Origin of the sequence: Prosthecobacter sp., assembly GCF_034366625.1 — a bacterium.
Lineage (GTDB): Bacteria > Verrucomicrobiota > Verrucomicrobiia > Verrucomicrobiales > Verrucomicrobiaceae > Prosthecobacter.
Genome location: NZ_JAXMIH010000004.1, coordinates 1 through 16,513, shown reverse-complemented (window position 1 = coordinate 16,513; position 16,513 = coordinate 1). Strand labels below are relative to the sequence as shown.

Below are 16,513 nucleotides of genomic sequence, written 5' to 3'. Positions count from 1 at the left end.
GTCGCCATGACCGCTCATTCCTCCACTCAGAAAGTACCGCCGCGGGAAAAACCCACGGTGCTGGTCGTTGACGATGACACCAAGAACCTCCTGGCGATCGAGAGCGTGCTCAATGGCGCCAGCTATAAACTGATCAAAGCGCAGACCGGAGGCGAGGCGCTGATGGCGCTGATGGACGGCGATTTCGCGGCCATCGTGCTCGATGTGCAGATGCCCGACATGAGCGGGATCGAACTGGCGAAGATGATCAAGCATCGCAAGCGCACCCAGCACATCCCGATCATCTTTCTCACGGCACACTACCGCGAGGATGAGCACGCGGTGCTCGGCTATGACGTCGGTGCGGTCGATTACCTGACCAAGCCGATCAATCCGGCGGTGCTGCGCTCCAAGGTGAATGTCTTCGTCGATCTGTTCCGAAAAACGTGTGCGTTGGCCGACATGAACATCACAGCGCAGGCCGCGGAGGAAGCCCTGCGCCTCGCGAACATGGAGCTGGCCGCACGCAATGAGGCGCTGGAGCGCGAGGCCGAGGAGCGCGAACGCCGCATCCGCGCGGAATCAGCGCAAGCCGAGGCCGAGGAGGCGAACGCCGCGAAGGACCGCTTCCTGGCGATGCTCTCGCATGAATTGCGCACGCCGCTGTCGCCCATCGTTCACGCCGTCGCCTTGATCGAGGAAATGGAATGTCCGCCCGCCATTCGCGAACACATCGCCACCATTCAGCGCAATGTGCGGCTCGAAGCGCGGCTGATTGACGACCTCCTTGATCTGGCGCGCATCCGCAACGGCAAGCTGCGCCTGGAACTTCAGCCGGTCGATGTTCACGAGGTATTGCGGCAAGCGATAAAAATCTGCCAGGCAGATCTCGCGGCACGGCGGATTCAGGTGGTGGAAAAGCTGGAGGCACCGGATCCGCATGTGCGCGGCGATTTCGCCCGATTGCAGCAGGTGTTCTGGAATCTGCTGACCAACGCCGCGAAGTTTGGCCACGAAGACAGCATCATTGAAGTGCGCACCTTTGTCACCGAACCCGGCAGCCGTATCAGCATCGAGATCGCGGACCAGGGCATCGGCATCGCGTCCGAAAAACTGGACCGCATCTTCGATGCTTTTGAGCAGGGCGCGCGTCATTCGCAGGCAGGCCTCGGTCTCGGCCTCGCCATCTGCAAGGCGCTGGTGGAGATGCACAGCGGCATCATTGCCGTCCATAGCGACGGCCCCAATCGCGGCGCGACGTTCATCATCCGCCTGCCAGCCGCCACCCCTGCTGGACAGCCGAACGGGGAGAAGAATCATGAAGTTGCAGCGCCCCCGGGACTGCGTTTGCTGGTCGTGGAAGATCACCACGACACCCTGGCCACACTGACGCGGCTGCTGATGCGGCGTGGCTACATCGTGCGCACCGCAGGCAGCATCGCCGAGTGCCTCGACATCTCGCGTGAATATGAATACGACGTGCTCATTTCCGACATCGGCCTGCCTGACGGGCGTGGCACCGAACTGCTGCAACAGCTCAGCGATCTTCACGGCCAGCCACCGCCTGCCATTGCGATGAGCGGCTTTGGCATGGACGACGATGTCGAGCGCAGCCAGCAAGCCGGTTTTTCCGAACACCTGACCAAGCCGATCGAGTTCTCTGCCTTGCAGCACGCGATCGCACGGCTCGCGCCCCGTCAAATCGGATAAAGTTTAGTTCGTGGCTGCGCCTATCATGCGTGCGCGTGCGTCGGGAATGACCTGCGTGGTATGCGCCGCCGGGATGCATACAGCCGCGGGCTGCGTTGCATGCGATTCATCATCGAAACCTTCAACTCATCATCGATCATGAACGACCCAATCATTGCCACGCTGGAACAAGCCGAGTCGCGTACTGGAGAAGCCGCCCGTGTCTGGGAAAGCACCAAAGAGAAAGCCAGTGCAGTTGCAGGCGAGGCCGCCCATGCCTGGGAAAACACCAAAGGAAAAGCCAGCGAAGTGCTGCAGTCCAGCGAGCGTTACGTGCGCGAACATCCGGGCACCTCGGTGCTGGGGGTGTTTGGCGCAGGGATGCTGGTCGGAGCACTCGTTGCCTGGTCCGTGGCGCACGAACAACGTGACGACACTGCCGCAAGCATTCATCGGTTCCTCGCCGGCCTGGGCCGCAAGTTAAACCTCGACTGATCGCATTTATGCGCCACACGAAAGCCAGATCTAATTCCAGAACCCTGGTGAGGTCCGCTCCCAGCCGGGTCACGGTAGCATCCACGCCACAGGTCATGGACGGGGTTATCACCCAGGCGCGCACGACGGCGCAGCGGGCGATCGACCAGACAGTCGCTTATGCGCATGACAATCCTGACAAGGCGCTGCTCTATGCCCTTGCGGCAGGATATGTGCTGCGGACTCTCCCGGTGACACGCGTGCTGGGCAGCGTTCTCCGCGTTGCCCTGCCCCTCATCAAGCCCGCCGCACTCTGTTACGGCATCTCGAGGGTGGTTTTGAGAAGGCGGGATTGATCCGTGGTCACCGCAGGTGTCTCCGGGCGGTGCTGCGGCCACTTGCCATCACACCAGCGAGAGACAAAAGCCCACATCCAGATTCACGGGCAGGTACGATTAAGCGGGCATGAATGTCATGGCTTCCTTTATCTCTGACCAGTTGCACGAGCAGCAGGCGGACATTGCTGCCGCCATCGCCCAGCCGCTCTGGCAAAAAGCCGCCGCGTTTGCGGCACAGGCCCATGCCGGTGAGGTGCCACCCGATGAAGTCCCGCCATCGTTTGCCCAGGCCACCCGGGTGGCGGTCACGCTCACGGCGGTCTATCACTGTCAGGAGCCACCGGTACTTGCCGCCGCACTGCTGCATAATGTGCTGGAGAAAACCGATGTCTCGTTCGACGAACTCGAAAATCAGTTCGGCCGCCTCATCGCCTCCCGGGTGGAGCGCTTGAGCCGTGATCCTGACCTGGACGAAGGCATTCATCTCAAGCGTCTGCATGCCTGCGACTGGCAGACACGGCTGATCAAGCTGGCAGATGCCGCGGCCACGCTGGATGACGACGGAGATGATCTGGATGAGCGCATTCATAAAACCATGCCGGTGCTGGATCTGGCCTTTGGCAATGAGCAGCCCGTGCTGCGGGCGCAGCGGCATCTGCTGGCGCTGCTCGAAAACGCCCGGATGGCGGCTTAGAGCCTGACAGGCTTGGGCCGCAGCGCCAATGCAAGGGAGCGTTGCGGCAGCACCCAGGATCTTCAGCGGATTCAGCCGCCCGGCGGTTCCTTGAGCACCCACATCTGGTGCTGGCCGCTGGCATACGCGTTCTCAGGCGGCGGCGGGTGATCTCCGTTCGGCAGCAGCCTCACGTAAAAACGGGCCACGTATGGCAAGCTGCTCGATACGTGAAAGTGTGCCAGTGCATGGAGCAGGCTGTCATCGTCCGGTGCCTCCGGCCCCTGTGACCGGACCCAGGTCGGCTCTGGCAGTGTCCTCTGTGGCGATTCCCACTGGACGCGGATTAGCCAATGTTTGATTGACATAATCTTTCGCTCGGATGCCGGGACGGTTCGCCGGCATCCCCTTTCCAACCATTAAATCGAAGCCGCCAGCGCCAGCGGACCCGCCGGAAAAGCGACGTGCTGCCGCTTCTTGAACATCCAAACCGCTCCTCACGCCGTAGGCGCCAGATCCACCCTCGTTCCCCCGGCTGCTTCATCCCCGTGCCTTGAATGCTGCGTGCATGCAGTTCGCACCTGACCGTTAAAATAATTTCGCCGCAATACATCCGATTTCACGGTGTGCCGCGATTCATTGGTGGTCCCAGAAGCAATCTTCCGTTTATACCGAAGAGAGACCACCGGACCGTCAGGCGCGAAGTTGCATAAACTTCGCGCCTCCTTCTTTCCAAGGATCACATCGGGTCACGGCCCGATAGCTGCATCAGAGTCTCAGGGTTATCCTGACCCGCCATGCGGGGCGTGCTCAGGTTGTGATGCATCGCTCTGTTCTTAACCTCGGGAGCATGAAAACCTCATTCACCGCCAATACCTCGTCCTTGCATTACGATCTTGCCCACGGTGAGTCAGCACTGCCTTCAGATGCCGATCTCATGACTGCCATCCAAGCGGGTGACACTGCCGCGCTGGAAACACTGTTCCACCGTTACCAAGCCCTGCTGAAGGGCACCATCAGGCGCATCATCAATGACGATTTTTTCGCCCAGGACATCGTGCAGGAGTGCCTGCTGGAGTTGTGGCGGCGCTCGCATCACTATTCAGCGGCCAAGGGCGCTCCGCTGGCCTGGCTGCTGACGCTCGCCCGCCGCCGTGCCATTGATCACATCCGCCGCTCGCAGGCTTATGGCAGAGCCTGCACCCGCTACGAGGACGCGACCAACGCCATGCCCAGCTCCCATGATGCCACCGCCGATTGCGAGCAGACGGATTTGGGCAATGTCCTCAGCGCTCATCTCAAGCGGCTGCCCGAACCGCAGCAGCACGTCATCGCGCTGGCCTTCCTCCAAGGCATGAGCCAGCGCGAGGTCGCACAGGCCACCCACCTGCCGCTCGGCACGGTGAAGACACGCATGGAGCTGGGCTTGAAGAAACTCCGCCGATCCTTCGGCAGCTTCAGCGCCATCCACAGCTATCAGGCAGCGTAACCGAAGAACGGCCGGGCCCTTCGTGCCGACGAGATCGGTGATGAATCAGGCAGGGCCAAACCGGCCTGCCGAGCGATGTTGTTTTTCGTCGAGCAGCCGTTGGATCGCGGCCTTGAGATCCGGCCAGTCCACCGGTTTGGTCAGATGTAACTGGAAGCCCGCTGCCAGGCTGGCTTTGACATCTTCTTCCATGCCATAACCACTGAGGGCGATGCCGGGCATGGGATGGTGTGCGGCCAGATGACGCATGAGATCAATGCCGCTGCCATCGGGCAGGCCCAGGTCACTGACCAGCAGGTCAAAGGTATGTTTGTCTGCCAGTTGCATGGCTTCGGCAACGGCGGCGGCACCCGTGACCTCATGACCTTCGCGCATCAGCAGGCGGGTGAGCTGGCGGGCGCTGTCGGCGTGATCTTCCACCAGCAAGATGCGGCCGGCGTGCGCCTCAGCGGGCTGGACTGGCACGGCCGGAGCCGCCGGGGCCGTGGCTTCAGCCGTGGACGCAGGCACGGTGGGAAGACGCAGGGTGAAGGTGGCTCCTTGACCGGTCCCAGGACTGCTGGCGGTGAGTGTGCCGCCGTGTTTCTCCGTGATGGCGAGGCTGATGGCGAGACCCAGCCCCAAGCCCCCGAACAGACGCGTGCGTGAACGCTCGCCTTGGTCGAAGGCGGTGAAAATGCGCGGCAAGACGGCTGGATCGATCCCAATGCCCGTATCGGTGATCTCGACGATCAATGCGGGCGGCGGCCCGGATGACGCGCTGTCATTGAAGGCGCGGATGGTGATGGTCCCGCCTGCTGGGGTGAATTTGCAGGCATTCTGCAGCAGATTCCACAGCACCTGCGTGATGCGTGGCGCATCTCCCACGATGTGCGTCGCCGCAGTCTCAGCCACCTTCACCTCGACCTTGAGGTTCTTTTCGGTGGCCTGATCGATGAGATAATTCCGCACCGCATGTGCCAGCAAAGCGCGCACGTCCACGACGGCCTGATGCAGCTCCAGCTTGCCACGACTGATGCGCGTCAGATCCAGCAGGTCATCAATGAGCCGCGCCTCCAACTGCACGTTCCGCTGAATGGTGTCCAGCTCCTGGAGCAGCGCCGGCGAGGTGTCGGCCGCCTCCCGCAGCATCGCCACCGTGGCCAGCACCGGCGTCAGCGGCGTGCGCAGTTCGTGGCTGAGGATGGCCAGAAACTCATCCTTGGCACGGTTCGCGGCTTCGGCCACATCCTTGGCCTGCTGGAGCGCGGCGTTCGCATCTCCCACCCGGATGAGCATCTGGTTGAAGGCGTCTGTCAGATCGCCGATTTCATCGCGTCCCTGCGCCACGGCACGCACCGAGTAGTCCTGCCGTTCCGAAACCGCACGGGCCGTGGCGGCGAGATCGACGATGGGGCCGGTAATGCGCCGTTGCAGGACGATTGAAACGCCCATCGACACGCCGATGGCACCAACGCCCACGAGGGAAACCAGCGCGCCGTAGGCGAAGAGGCGCTGATACATCTCTCGCAAATCGGCGCGGATGTAGAGCGTGCCCAGCCGCACGTCTTTCTCGATGATGGGCGTGAACATGACCAGATGAGATTCGCGGAAATCACGCCCGTCAGGCTCGGGCGTGATTGGCAGGTCTTTGACCGAGCCGCCGGGAGTAAAGCTGGCGAAGAGCCGGCCATTTTTGTCATAGATGGCCACCAGCGTGATCTGCGGTTCTACGGCCAGCGCGGCGAGCACCTCCTGCGCATCCTCCTGGTTGTTGAACGCCACGGAGCTCGTGCTCATGGAGCCCACCACCTTGGCCAGCCCGGTGGTCGTGGCCATCATGGAAGAGCGGAACGTGACCACCTCATAAGTGACCACGGCCGAGGCCATCAGCAGCAACGCGAAGCCGGTGGTCAGCATGATGACCAGCATCAGCTTGCGTTTGATTGGTGTATCGCGCAGAGGAGACATGATTATGGAACGATGTCCGCCACGCGCAGAAGCTTGGAACTCACGCTGACGCCCCCGCCGCGGATTGCGGAGAGCTTGATGCGCAGGCGCACCCGGTTCTCTACGGCTGCCAGCGCGATCATGCCGCCCTCATCGAGAAAATCATCATTCTCCCCGATGGTCACAATCCTGCGCCCCTGCACGGCTCGCAGAATGAAGTTCAGCCGGGCTGACTCGGACGCGCTGATGAAGAGCAGATGGCTGTTCAATGCCTCATCCACGCGACGGTAACGGATGATGCGAATCTGCCGGCCCCGAATGCTCTCCCCACGCACCATCGCATCCAGCACGGCTCCAAACGGATCAGTTCCCAGCACCCCGATGACGATGGGGGCCGAGGGCGAGTCGAACGCGTCCGCCGGCCAGGTGATGAACTGGCAGAAGTTGAACAGGCAGGCGGCCTTCAGAGCATACTCACGCTCCGCCGGTGTTTCCGCCCGCAACTGGGCACACCAGCCCAGCAGCAGGAGCATGAGCGCCGCTGCTTTGCCGCCGAGTTGGAGTCTGGCGGTCAGAAGCGGCATGTGAACATGAAATAAACACTGCGGCCGACTTCGCGGCTCACGGTGGTGGTGCGGTATTCAGGGTGCTTGGCATCCAGCAGGTTGCGGCCCACGATGGCCAGTTCGAGGCCCGGCTTAGGCTCCCAGCCCAGCCGCAGGTCCAGCGTGGAATAAGCCGGCGTTTGCGGTCGCGGCAGCGCTCCCACATAACGGAACGTGGCATCCAGCTCAAAGTCGCCCGGCAGATCCCACAAGGACCGCAGGACGAAGATGTTGTTCGGATCGTTGCCCTCAACCGTGCCACCGCGGGTGTCGCGGCTGCCGGCATCGGTGCGCAGATGGGTGCGCATCACGGTATATCCCCCCTCGACTCGCCACCAGCGGGTGGCCTGCCACTTCGCTTCAAATTCAGCCCCATAGACCTCGCCTTCGAGCAGATTGCCAAACGTGAGGGTCGGCCCCGCGCCGATGGGCTCGATGCTGCGCACATGCGAGAAGTCATGATAGAAGAGCGCCAGGTCCGTGGTGACGTTGCTCAAGGGCCGCGCGCGGTAACCCAGCTCGTAGGCGAGCAGGACTTCCGACTGATAGGCGCGGGTGCCTTGCAAGGTCGTCGGCGCGGCAAAGGCCGGATTGGGCGCGAACAGATCCTGATCGATGCGGGATGGCGTGCGCACGGAGCGCGACACCGCACCCCAGAAGGTCTGGTTCGGCGTCGGCGTCAGCGCAAAGCGCAGGCTGGGCTGGTACTCGAAGCCGCTGAAGCTGTTGTGTTCCAGTTTGGTGCCCAGCGTGACGGTCAGCAGGTTGGGGATGACATGGAAGTCATCCTGGATGTAACCGCTGATCAGGTAGAGCGTCTCCGCCGCAGGCAGGAAGGCGAGTCCCGGCCCTAGATTGCTGATCTCGTCCTGCGAGGCGCGGAAGTTCAGCCCCCACACGATGTCATGGGCATCATTCACCGTGAAGCTGTGCTGGAACTCGAGATCATAATTGTTGCGCACTTCCTCGAACGTTCCCGGCACCAGCCGGTGCGTGCGGTCATAGTAACCTTGCAGCATGAGGCTGGAGTCCGCGCTGAGTGTCCGCGTCCACCGCGCCAGCAGGTTGCCGCCACTCGCTTCCACATCATTCGCCACGAGCTGGCCGAAACGCCCGGTGTACATGTCGCCTTGGAAAGTCAGCAGGTCACCGGCGGAAAGGTCCGTGTCCGTGCGAAACCCGGCTTGCGTGAGGCTGTAGGCATCCCGTGCGTTGCCGCCCCGCTCGCGGCTCATGTCGGCGCGGTTCAGGGTGGTGGCATACACGCGGTAGAAAGTGTCACCGATCTTGCCGCCGTAACGCACGCCGCCGAAACCCTGCTCCACATTGCCCGCGCCGCCTTGCAGCAGCCAGCCCTGGGTGTCTCGCGCGCTTTTGCTGCGGATGTTGATCACGCCGTTCACCGCGTTGGCGCCCCACAGCGTGGCCCCAGGACCGCGGATCACCTCGATCTGCTCCACATCGGGCATGAAGGTGTGCTGCACATCCCAGAACACGCCGGAATACAGCGGCGTGTAGAGATTGCGCCCGTCCATCAGCACCTGCATTTTGTTGGAGGTGGTCGTGTTGAAACCACGCGCTGAAATGGCCCAGTCATGGCCGTCCACCTGCGCCACATGCAGCCCCGTGGCCAGCCGCAGCGCATCCTGCAGATTGTTCGCTCCCGTGCGCCGGATGTCCTCATCCGTCACCACATCGATCGCGCTGGGGGCGCGTTTCAGCGGCTCCACCCGGCGTGACACCGAGGTGATCTCCGTCTCCAGCAACTGATCCAACGGCAGCCGTTTCAGCTTCACCGGATCGAGGGGCTCATGCCCCTCCTGCGCCGGGGCGGACCCGCAGAGGAAAGCCAGCAGCAGCCGCAGCGCCAGCCAGCCTTGCAGCGCCGTGCGGGCGCTCTGGCGCACCCGCGGAGGAGGGATAATTAAGCGGACCATGGCAGTCGGTTTTACATGGGCGCAAATTTGAGATCAATGTTTTTATCGGTCACAAATTCATCCTTTCCCTGAGTTTTCCACCATCTCTCCCAGTTCGGCGGGGGCATGAACGAAACTTTTTGAGTCGAGGTTTCAGAGAAGCTGGTGGTTGAGGTGCAGAGTGAAGGTGGCCTGCGGTTCTCATCCACTTCACGCCTTCTTTCTGCCCCGCTCCGTCCAGCCGTGCCGGCCCAGCGCGTGATTGAATTCTTCTCCGGCTTCGCGTGCGACCGGCCATGGTAGGGTTTCACCCCCATGGACAAGCCGCAGACCGGGAAAGAAAGGTGAGATGAGATGCAAAATGTCCAGCACCCACCCGAGCGCCCCATCACCGTGCTTCTTGCGGAGGACAATGTCCTCATGCGCGAAGGTCTGCTGACATTGCTCACCTTGGAAGGCGACTTGCGCGTCGTCGGCCAGGCGGGGAATGGACGTCAGGCGGTAACGCTGGCCAGCAAGCTCTGTCCCGATGTGGTGGTCATGGACATCTCCCTGCCGCTGCTCAACGGGCTGGAAGCCACCCAGCAGATTCTGCAGGCCCTGCCCGCCACCAAGGTGCTCGTTCTCTCCTCCCACAGCGCTGACTCTTATATCGAGCAGGTCAGAGCGCTGGGTGCGTCGGGTTATCTGATCAAGCAAACCAACGTCCATTTGCTGCCCAAGGCGATTCGTGAAGTCCACCGTGGGAATGCCTTCTTCTGTCCCAGCGTCGCCAAGAGCGCCATCAGAGGACCAAAAAAAGGCCAGGGGCACTGAAGGTGTGGCTTGTAACCTGCGACACGGCGTGTGCGCGCCATGGATTGAATGCAGCGGTGACTCAGCCAACGGACACGAACTCAAAATCCCTGCCTTCCTCGGCCCCCTTGAGCATGACGCGTGTGCTGGTGACCAGCAGCACGCCTTTTCTGGTTTGCAGGGTTTTCACCCTGGCGGTTTCCCACCGGCTGAACATCCCTTCGACGCGCCTGGAAACGAACGTTGCCGGGGCGGCGGGTTCCACGCCTGCCTCGCCGACGAGCTCCATCGCCGTGGCAAAATCCTTCAGGAAGCGAATCGTCTTCATGGGTGCAAAGCTGTGGGGGTTGGGCTGCCGGCTCAATGGGGTGTTACCCGGTGCCCCCACGAAAACCGCAGGCTCGGATGAGAACGAGGGGCGGTGTCGAAGTGTGGTTCGTCTTCTGTTTCAGACAGGACAGGACAGAACGGAAAGGGATCGTCAGGTGCGAAGTTGAACAAACTTCGCGCCTCCTTTTTGGGCTCAGACCTTGTTCCGTATATGCCTTGAACGATTCCTGCTTGTCACTTCTCCCCCGGCTTGGTAAAACTCCGCCCACATGTCTGACGCCACGCCTTCCTCCCCGGATTCCCCGCCACAGCGCACCACGGGCGGAAACTTTCGCTGGGAGCCGCCGACGGCAGAAGAACTCCAGGCCTTGATGCCGGGCTACACGATTGAAAAACTGCTGGGCCGTGGCGGTATGGGCGCGGTGTATCGTGGCGTGCAGACGAACCTCGACCGCACCGTCGCCATCAAGATTCTGCCTCCGGGTGTCGAAAAGGAAGACCCCAGCTTCGCCGAACGCTTCAAGAGCGAGGCGAAGCTCATGGCCAAGCTCAATCATCCCGCCGTGGTGGCCGTGTATGACTTCGGTACCACGCTCGGCGGCCAGCTTTACTTCGCCATGGAGTATGTCGATGGCAGCGATGTCGCGCAGATGATCCGCGCGCAGGGCAAATTGCCGCCGGACCACGCGCTGGCCATCACCGCGCATGTGTGTGATGCGCTCGCAGCCGCGCATGAGCTAGGCATCGTGCATCGCGACATCAAGCCCGCCAACGTGCTCCTCAACATGAAGGGTCAGGTCAAGGTGGCTGACTTCGGCCTCGCCAAGGTCGAGGAACCCGGCACCCACGGCCTCACCAAGACCGGTTACGCCATGGGCACGCCGGACTTCGTGGCTCCCGAGGTGCTCATGCTCGGCACGCACATTGATGGTCGTGCCGACTTGTATGCCGTGGGCGTCATGCTCTATCAAATGCTCACTGGCGAGGTGCCGCGTGGTGCGTTCAAGCCCGCCTCGGTGCGCATGCCCGGTCTCGACCGCCGTTACGACCCCATCATCATGAAGGCGATGCAGAGCGATCGCGAAGAGCGCTATCAAAGCAGCGCGGAGTTGCGGCGCGACCTCGATGTCATCCTCACCGTGCCCTTGGTGCAGGAGGACATGCCCGCCACCGCCGCCATTCCTGCGGCGAAGGTCGCGCAGGTGCCCGCGCAACGCAGCGCCGCGCAGAAGCCCGTTGGTAAACCACCGCAGCCTAAAAGTACGACGGACACTCCTGTCCGTCGGGATGCAGCCCCCGCAGGCAGGAGTGCCCACGGTACTTCCCAACCACCTGCGAAATCCAAAACCCCACTCCTCATCGGCATCGGCGTTGCTGCGGCCATTGGCATCGGTGCCTTCGTCATTTTCTCTGGCGGGAAGAAACCGTCAGGCCCCTCCTCCAGTTCTGTTTCGGACAATTCCCCGTCCAAGACGGCACCGTCCAAAACACAACCTCGCCTCTCACACTCCACCGAGCCTTGGCAGAACGCGCTGCGCGATCCCACCAAGCTCAGTCTGCTTGGCGGCGCAGCAATCACGCCTGAAGGCCTGCGTTTCACCGGTGCCAGCGAAGTTCGCTTCCGAGACCTAGGTCCGCGACGCGACGGCGCGGTGCGCATGCTGGCAACCTTCGGCGGCGCACATGTGCAATTGCGCGCCCGGCTCCATGCCGCTGACCTCTATCACCTCTACACGAAAGACGAGAAGCGACTCGCTCTACAACGATGGGACAGTGCCGCCAAGAAATCCACAACCGTGCGTGAGATTCCCCTGCTTCAGGCTCTGCAACCGGGGCAGGATTACGAGCTCGAACTGCGCGTCGTGGGCTCGACTCTCACCGTGAAGCTCAACGGTGAGGTTCTCGCAACTGCCACCGATTTGACTTACCCAGAGGGGCCATTCAGTCTAAGTGTCACCGATCAGAATGCCGCCCCGGCGCTGGTCAAGGCGCTTGAGGTGCTCGACCTTGATAAGCCCAGCGGCGCGAACGCCACTGCTGCAACGCCGCCGAAAGCAGACCTGCCGAAGTCTGCCGTCACCTCCTCTCCCAGTCCCCAAGTCCCTGCCCGCAACGCTTCGCGTAGCGATGCGGGCGGGTCCGCGTCTTCAACGCAACAGTTCCCTCCCGGCCAGTGGGTGAAGATCTTCACCAAGTTCGAGGACTTGCCGACGAATCTGCGCAAGCCGGACAGCGGGGTCAAGTTTGAGGATGGGTGGATTCGCTTTGGCAATGGCATCCGCCCAACCATTGAGATCCCCGGCGGGAGCCGAGGAAACTTTGGCGTACGGCTCCATTCAATCCGCAAGGGAGTGACAGCATCTGCCGGGGATACCATCGTATTGCGCCGACAAAGCGGCAGCCACTATCAGATCACGTTCACTGGCGGCGTGCTGAGTTGCCAGCGTCCCGCCAGCGGACAGTATGCGAATATCTTCACTGCCATGCCGCCCGCCGCTCCATCGCCCGGCCAGGAATACGCTCTCGAATTTGCTGCGGTCGGTGAGCGTCTGATTGGCCGATTGGGACCAGCCTTTGTCAAGGTGGCGACGAATGCTCAATGGAAACAAGGCACCAGCGACCTGAATTTCGCCGAACCCGTCCGCGACATCGAAGTCATCAACCTCGACGGCATCTCCGAAGCCGAGGCGCTCAAGATCCTCGGCGTCGATGAGAAGGGCAATGACCTGCGCAAGCCTGCTGCCGTTGTCTCCTCTTCCCCCAGTCTCCCCGTCCCCGCCCGCAACGCTTCGCGTAGCGATGCGGGCGGGTCCGCGTCTTCCGAGAAGTTCCCTCCCGGCCAGTGGGTGAAAGTGTTCGCCAAGTTCGAGGACTTGCCGGCGCAGTTTCAAAAAGCGGGCAGTGGTGTGCGCCTCAATGATGGCAAACTCGAAGTGGATTCCACCAGCACCTATCTCGGTCTCGCTCTAGCAGCGGGAAACATCAAGAACTGCGCGGTGCGGGCAACGATTGCGTCGGACTCGTTCGGTCTTCGCATGCGCGACGATCCTGCAGGCAACGACTTTTATTTATTTAAAGCGGTGTCCATTGAAATCGGCCAGCGTGTCACCAATGGCCAACCTGCGGACCTTCCCAGACTGGTTTCGTTCGCTGCTCCACCAAAGACTGAACAGCAGTGGGAGTTTGGAGCCGTCGGCGAGATGCTTGTCACACGCCGGAGCGGCAACATCATTGGCTTTGCAATCGATGCTCGGATCAAGAGCGGGCCGGTCTTATTGGCCAATTTTAAAGGCACCATTCGCGACATCGAAGTCATCAACCTCGACGGCCTCTCCGAAGCCGAGGCATTGCGCATCCTCGGCGTGGATGAGAAGGGCAATGACACGCGGGCGGCTGCGTTGGCGGCGGAGAAGCAGGCGATGGCGCAGCAGCAGGTGGCACAGGCCGCCGCCACCATCCCGGAACTCGCCGCGCTCGACGCGCAATTCAAGCAGCTCACCGTCGAGCGTGTGACGCTGCCGTTCGTGGCGGAGGTGGCGAAGCTGAACAGCGGCTACCTCGGCGGACTCGACCGCAAGATGGCCGAGGAGAAGGCCGCGGGGCATCTCGACAGCGTGCTGGCGATTGAGGCGGAGAAGAAACTCATCCAAGGAGTGGGGGCTTCCAGCCCCCAGCCTGGAAACCGGGGCCAGGATGGCCCCGCTCCTTGTCCGCTACCCAGCGCCGAGGATGATGCCACCTCCACCACCACACCCGCCGCGCTCAAGACCTTGCGCCAGATTTACCGCGAGGCGTATGCCAAGATCGAAGCCACCCGCGCCGCCAACCTCAAAGCCCTCACCGACCCGCTGACCACGCGGCTCAAGCTGCTCGAATCCGATCTCACCAAGAAGGACCGCATCGCCGATGCGAAGACGGTGAAGGAGTATCGCGAGGGGCTACAAAGTGGTCCGCTCAGTCCTCTGAGCGGAACGAGCGTCGCCAAAGCTCCCGAACCCGCACAGGGGACTGTGCGGACCACTCTCGATGCCACCGCCCTCAAAGACGGCTTCACCAACAGCCTCGGCATGAAATTCGTCCCGGTGAAGGACACCGACGTGCTCTTCTGCATCCATGAGACGCGGCGGCAGGACTACGCCGCGTATGCGACGGAAGTCCCTGGAGTGGACGGCTCGTGGAAGAACCAGAAGCGCGATGGAATTCCCTGCGGAGACAAAGACGACCATCCGGTGGTCGGTGTGAGTTGGGAAGATGCGAACAAATTTTGCGAATGGCTGAGCAAGAAGGAAGGTAATATCTACCGTCTGCCCAAGGATGAAGAATGGAGCATCGCCGTCGGTCTCGGACGTGCTGAGAAATGGTCGAAGAACACCACGCCGGAACTGCTCAGCGGCAAAGAGACAGCGGAATTCCCCTGGGGCGGCGACTTCCCGCCGAAGACGAAAGATCAAGCAGGAAACTACGCTGACAGCGCATGGCATGAAAAATCCCCCACTTCGCCATGGATGGAAGGTTACAGCGACGGATTCCCCACCACCGCACCCGTGATGAGCTTCAAGCCGAATAAACTCGGCATCTATGACATGGGCGGCAATGTATGGGAGTGGATGGAGGACTGGTATAACGCAGCGCAAAAAGACCGAGTCTTGCGGGGTGGCTCGTTCAACAACTTCGACCGCAGCAATCTGCTCTCCTCTATCCGCCCTCCCTACACGCCCGACAACCGATACAGCCACTACGGCTTCCGCGTTGTGCTGGACACTCGCAGCCTAAGCCCCACCACCAAGCCCGGCGCGACGACACCACCGCCCGTCGTGCCACCACCCGCACCCGCCACCGCCGCCAAGAGCGACTTCAGCAACAGCCTCGGGATGAAGTTCGTCAAAGTGTCCGGCACCCAGGTGTTCTTCTGCATCCACGAGACCCGGCGGCAGGACTACGCCGCGTATGCCGCCGAGGTGCCGGGCGCCGATGACACATGGAAGAACTTCCTGCGTGGTGGTGTCCCCTGTGGACATGAGGACAGTCATCCCGTTGTCCATGTGAACTGGGAGGACGCGCAGAAGTTTTGCCTTTGGCTCAGCCAGAAGGAAGGAAGAATCTACCGACTGCCTGCGGATAAAGAGTGGAGCTACGCCGTTGGCATTGGTCGCGACGAGAAATGGACAAAAGACACCACACCGGAGAGCCTGAGCAACAAACTGCAAAACGTGTTCCCGTGGGGCGGCGACTTCCCGCCGAAAAGCAAAGAGCAAGCTGGGAACTATGCAGATACCGTGTCCCATGAGAAGTTCCCTTCGAAGCCTTTTATTGAGGACTACACCGATGGCTACGCCACGACGGCTCCGGTCATGAGCTTCAAGCCCAACAAGCTGGGCCTCTACGATCTCGGCGGCAACGTGTGGGAGTTGTGCGAGGACTTGTATAACGTAAAACAAAAAGACCGAGTGCTCCGGGGTGCCTCGTTTGTTGACTCCGACCGCAATCTTTCCTCGTCAACTCGTGTGTCTAACTTACCCGGTTACCGGAGCGATGGAAACGTCGGCTTCCGCATCGTCGTCGAGATGACCGCACCGTAGCAGGAGCGCAGCTTCCGCCCGCAGTTTGAATGTTTCTTTAGTGGTTCGTCAGGCGGTCCCCTGATTTCATTCGTCCGCCAACCCCGGTGGTTCATGAAGACGAAACACGCGAAGCCGAATGTGCCGCTGCCGCAGGGTGTCTGTGTGGATCGCGGCAGGCTGGAGCCGGAGTGCGCGGGGTTTGCCAAACTGCTGCGCCTCCTGCTCAAGCTCACGGGCTGGTCGCTCGAAAATCTGGCGGGCATCACGCACCTGGACAAGGGTTACCTCTGGGAACTGGCGAAGGGCACCTCCTGCAACCCCACGCTGGATGTGATCGCCCGCATCGCCAAGGCGTTCCGGCTGAAGCTGGAGCACTTCATGCGGCTCCTCGTGCGCCATGCCAGCAAGGCCGCAGTTCTCATGCCAGACCTGGAGTGGAGTTGTTGGATCTAGCAGATGGATCGCTGAGGCGCGTGGTGGCAGCCTTGCCGCCATGAACGCGGCCCTCTTGCTCATCTGCCTGATCCTCCCGGCCACCGGTCGGACGGCAAACTCAATCTGCCCAAGGACTGGCTCAATCAATCCTACGGCTGACTCGATCAACCCAAGGGCTGACTCGATCAATCCTACGGCTGACTCGATCAACCCAAGGGCTGACTCGATCAATCCTACGGCTGACTCGATCAACCCAAGGGCTGACTCAATCAATCCTACGGCTGGCTCAATCAATCCATG

General features: G+C 61.6%; 13 protein-coding genes. 8 read left to right on the top strand and 5 right to left on the bottom strand.

Going from position 1 to position 16,513, the window contains the following annotated elements; all coding sequences use genetic code 11:
* Positions 1 to 6 precede the first annotated feature (6 nt).
* The 4 genes from U1A53_RS00840 (at position 7) to U1A53_RS00825 (ending at position 3,174) form a co-directional block, all read left to right on the top strand.
* A complete protein-coding gene (locus U1A53_RS00840) occupies positions 7 to 1,689 on the top strand; it encodes a response regulator (RefSeq protein WP_322278304.1) in 1,683 nt (560 codons plus the stop codon).
* A 138-nt stretch (positions 1,690 to 1,827) separates the two neighbouring features.
* Positions 1,828 to 2,163, top strand: a complete 336-nt coding sequence (locus U1A53_RS00835; RefSeq protein ID WP_322278302.1) for a hypothetical protein — start codon at positions 1,828 to 1,830, stop codon at positions 2,161 to 2,163.
* A 95-nt stretch (positions 2,164 to 2,258) separates the two neighbouring features.
* Positions 2,259 to 2,498, top strand: a complete 240-nt coding sequence (locus tag U1A53_RS00830; RefSeq protein WP_322278300.1) for a hypothetical protein — start codon at positions 2,259 to 2,261, stop codon at positions 2,496 to 2,498.
* A gap of 118 nt (positions 2,499 to 2,616) precedes the next feature.
* Positions 2,617 to 3,174 carry an HD domain-containing protein gene (locus tag U1A53_RS00825; protein WP_322278298.1) on the top strand — a complete coding sequence of 186 codons (558 nt, stop codon included), beginning with the start codon at positions 2,617 to 2,619 and terminating at the stop codon, positions 3,172 to 3,174.
* 71 nt (positions 3,175 to 3,245) lie between these two features.
* Here U1A53_RS00825 and U1A53_RS00820 read toward each other — a convergent pair whose 3' ends face one another.
* Positions 3,246 to 3,371, bottom strand: a complete 126-nt coding sequence (locus U1A53_RS00820; RefSeq protein ID WP_322278295.1) for a hypothetical protein — start codon at positions 3,369 to 3,371, stop codon at positions 3,246 to 3,248.
* A 632-nt stretch (positions 3,372 to 4,003) separates the two neighbouring features.
* Between U1A53_RS00820 and U1A53_RS00815 the strand changes: the two genes are divergently transcribed.
* A complete protein-coding gene (locus U1A53_RS00815) occupies positions 4,004 to 4,642 on the top strand; it encodes a sigma-70 family RNA polymerase sigma factor (protein WP_322278293.1) in 639 nt (212 codons plus the stop codon).
* A 45-nt stretch (positions 4,643 to 4,687) separates the two neighbouring features.
* Here U1A53_RS00815 and U1A53_RS00810 read toward each other — a convergent pair whose 3' ends face one another.
* From U1A53_RS00810 to U1A53_RS00800, 3 genes are read right to left on the bottom strand one after another with little or no spacing between them, the layout of a single operon-like run.
* A complete protein-coding gene (locus U1A53_RS00810; protein WP_322278291.1) occupies positions 4,688 to 6,592 on the bottom strand; it encodes an ATP-binding protein in 1,905 nt (634 codons plus the stop codon).
* Positions 6,593 to 6,594: 2 nt separating this feature from the next.
* The gene (locus tag U1A53_RS00805) at positions 6,595 to 7,155 is read right to left on the bottom strand and encodes a YfiR family protein (RefSeq protein WP_322278289.1); all 561 of its coding nucleotides are present in this window, start codon (positions 7,153 to 7,155) and stop codon (positions 6,595 to 6,597) included.
* Complete coding sequence (locus tag U1A53_RS00800) at positions 7,143 to 9,113, bottom strand: TonB-dependent receptor (protein ID WP_322278287.1); 1,971 nt, start codon at positions 9,111 to 9,113, stop codon at positions 7,143 to 7,145. The genes U1A53_RS00805 and U1A53_RS00800 overlap by 13 nt, the downstream gene beginning before the upstream one ends.
* 333 nt (positions 9,114 to 9,446) lie before the next feature.
* Here U1A53_RS00800 and U1A53_RS00795 point away from each other — a divergent pair, with 333 nt between their 5' ends.
* Positions 9,447 to 9,908, top strand: a complete 462-nt coding sequence (locus U1A53_RS00795; protein ID WP_322278286.1) for a response regulator transcription factor — start codon at positions 9,447 to 9,449, stop codon at positions 9,906 to 9,908.
* Between the two features lie 61 nt (positions 9,909 to 9,969).
* On the opposite strand, the gene U1A53_RS00790 is transcribed toward U1A53_RS00795, so the two are convergent.
* Positions 9,970 to 10,215, bottom strand: coding sequence for a hypothetical protein (locus U1A53_RS00790; protein ID WP_322278285.1), 246 nt, complete (start codon positions 10,213 to 10,215; stop codon positions 9,970 to 9,972).
* Between the two features lie 271 nt (positions 10,216 to 10,486).
* Between U1A53_RS00790 and U1A53_RS00785 the strand changes: the two genes are divergently transcribed.
* Both U1A53_RS00785 and U1A53_RS00780 read left to right on the top strand, forming a co-directional pair.
* On the top strand, positions 10,487 to 15,796 hold the full coding sequence (locus tag U1A53_RS00785) for a bifunctional serine/threonine-protein kinase/formylglycine-generating enzyme family protein (RefSeq protein WP_322278283.1): 5,310 nt from the start codon (positions 10,487 to 10,489) through the stop codon (positions 15,794 to 15,796).
* Between the two features lie 93 nt (positions 15,797 to 15,889).
* Entirely contained in the window at positions 15,890 to 16,231 is a 342-nt protein-coding gene (locus tag U1A53_RS00780; RefSeq protein ID WP_322278281.1) for a helix-turn-helix transcriptional regulator, read from the top strand.
* The last annotated feature ends 282 nt before the right edge of the window (positions 16,232 to 16,513 follow it).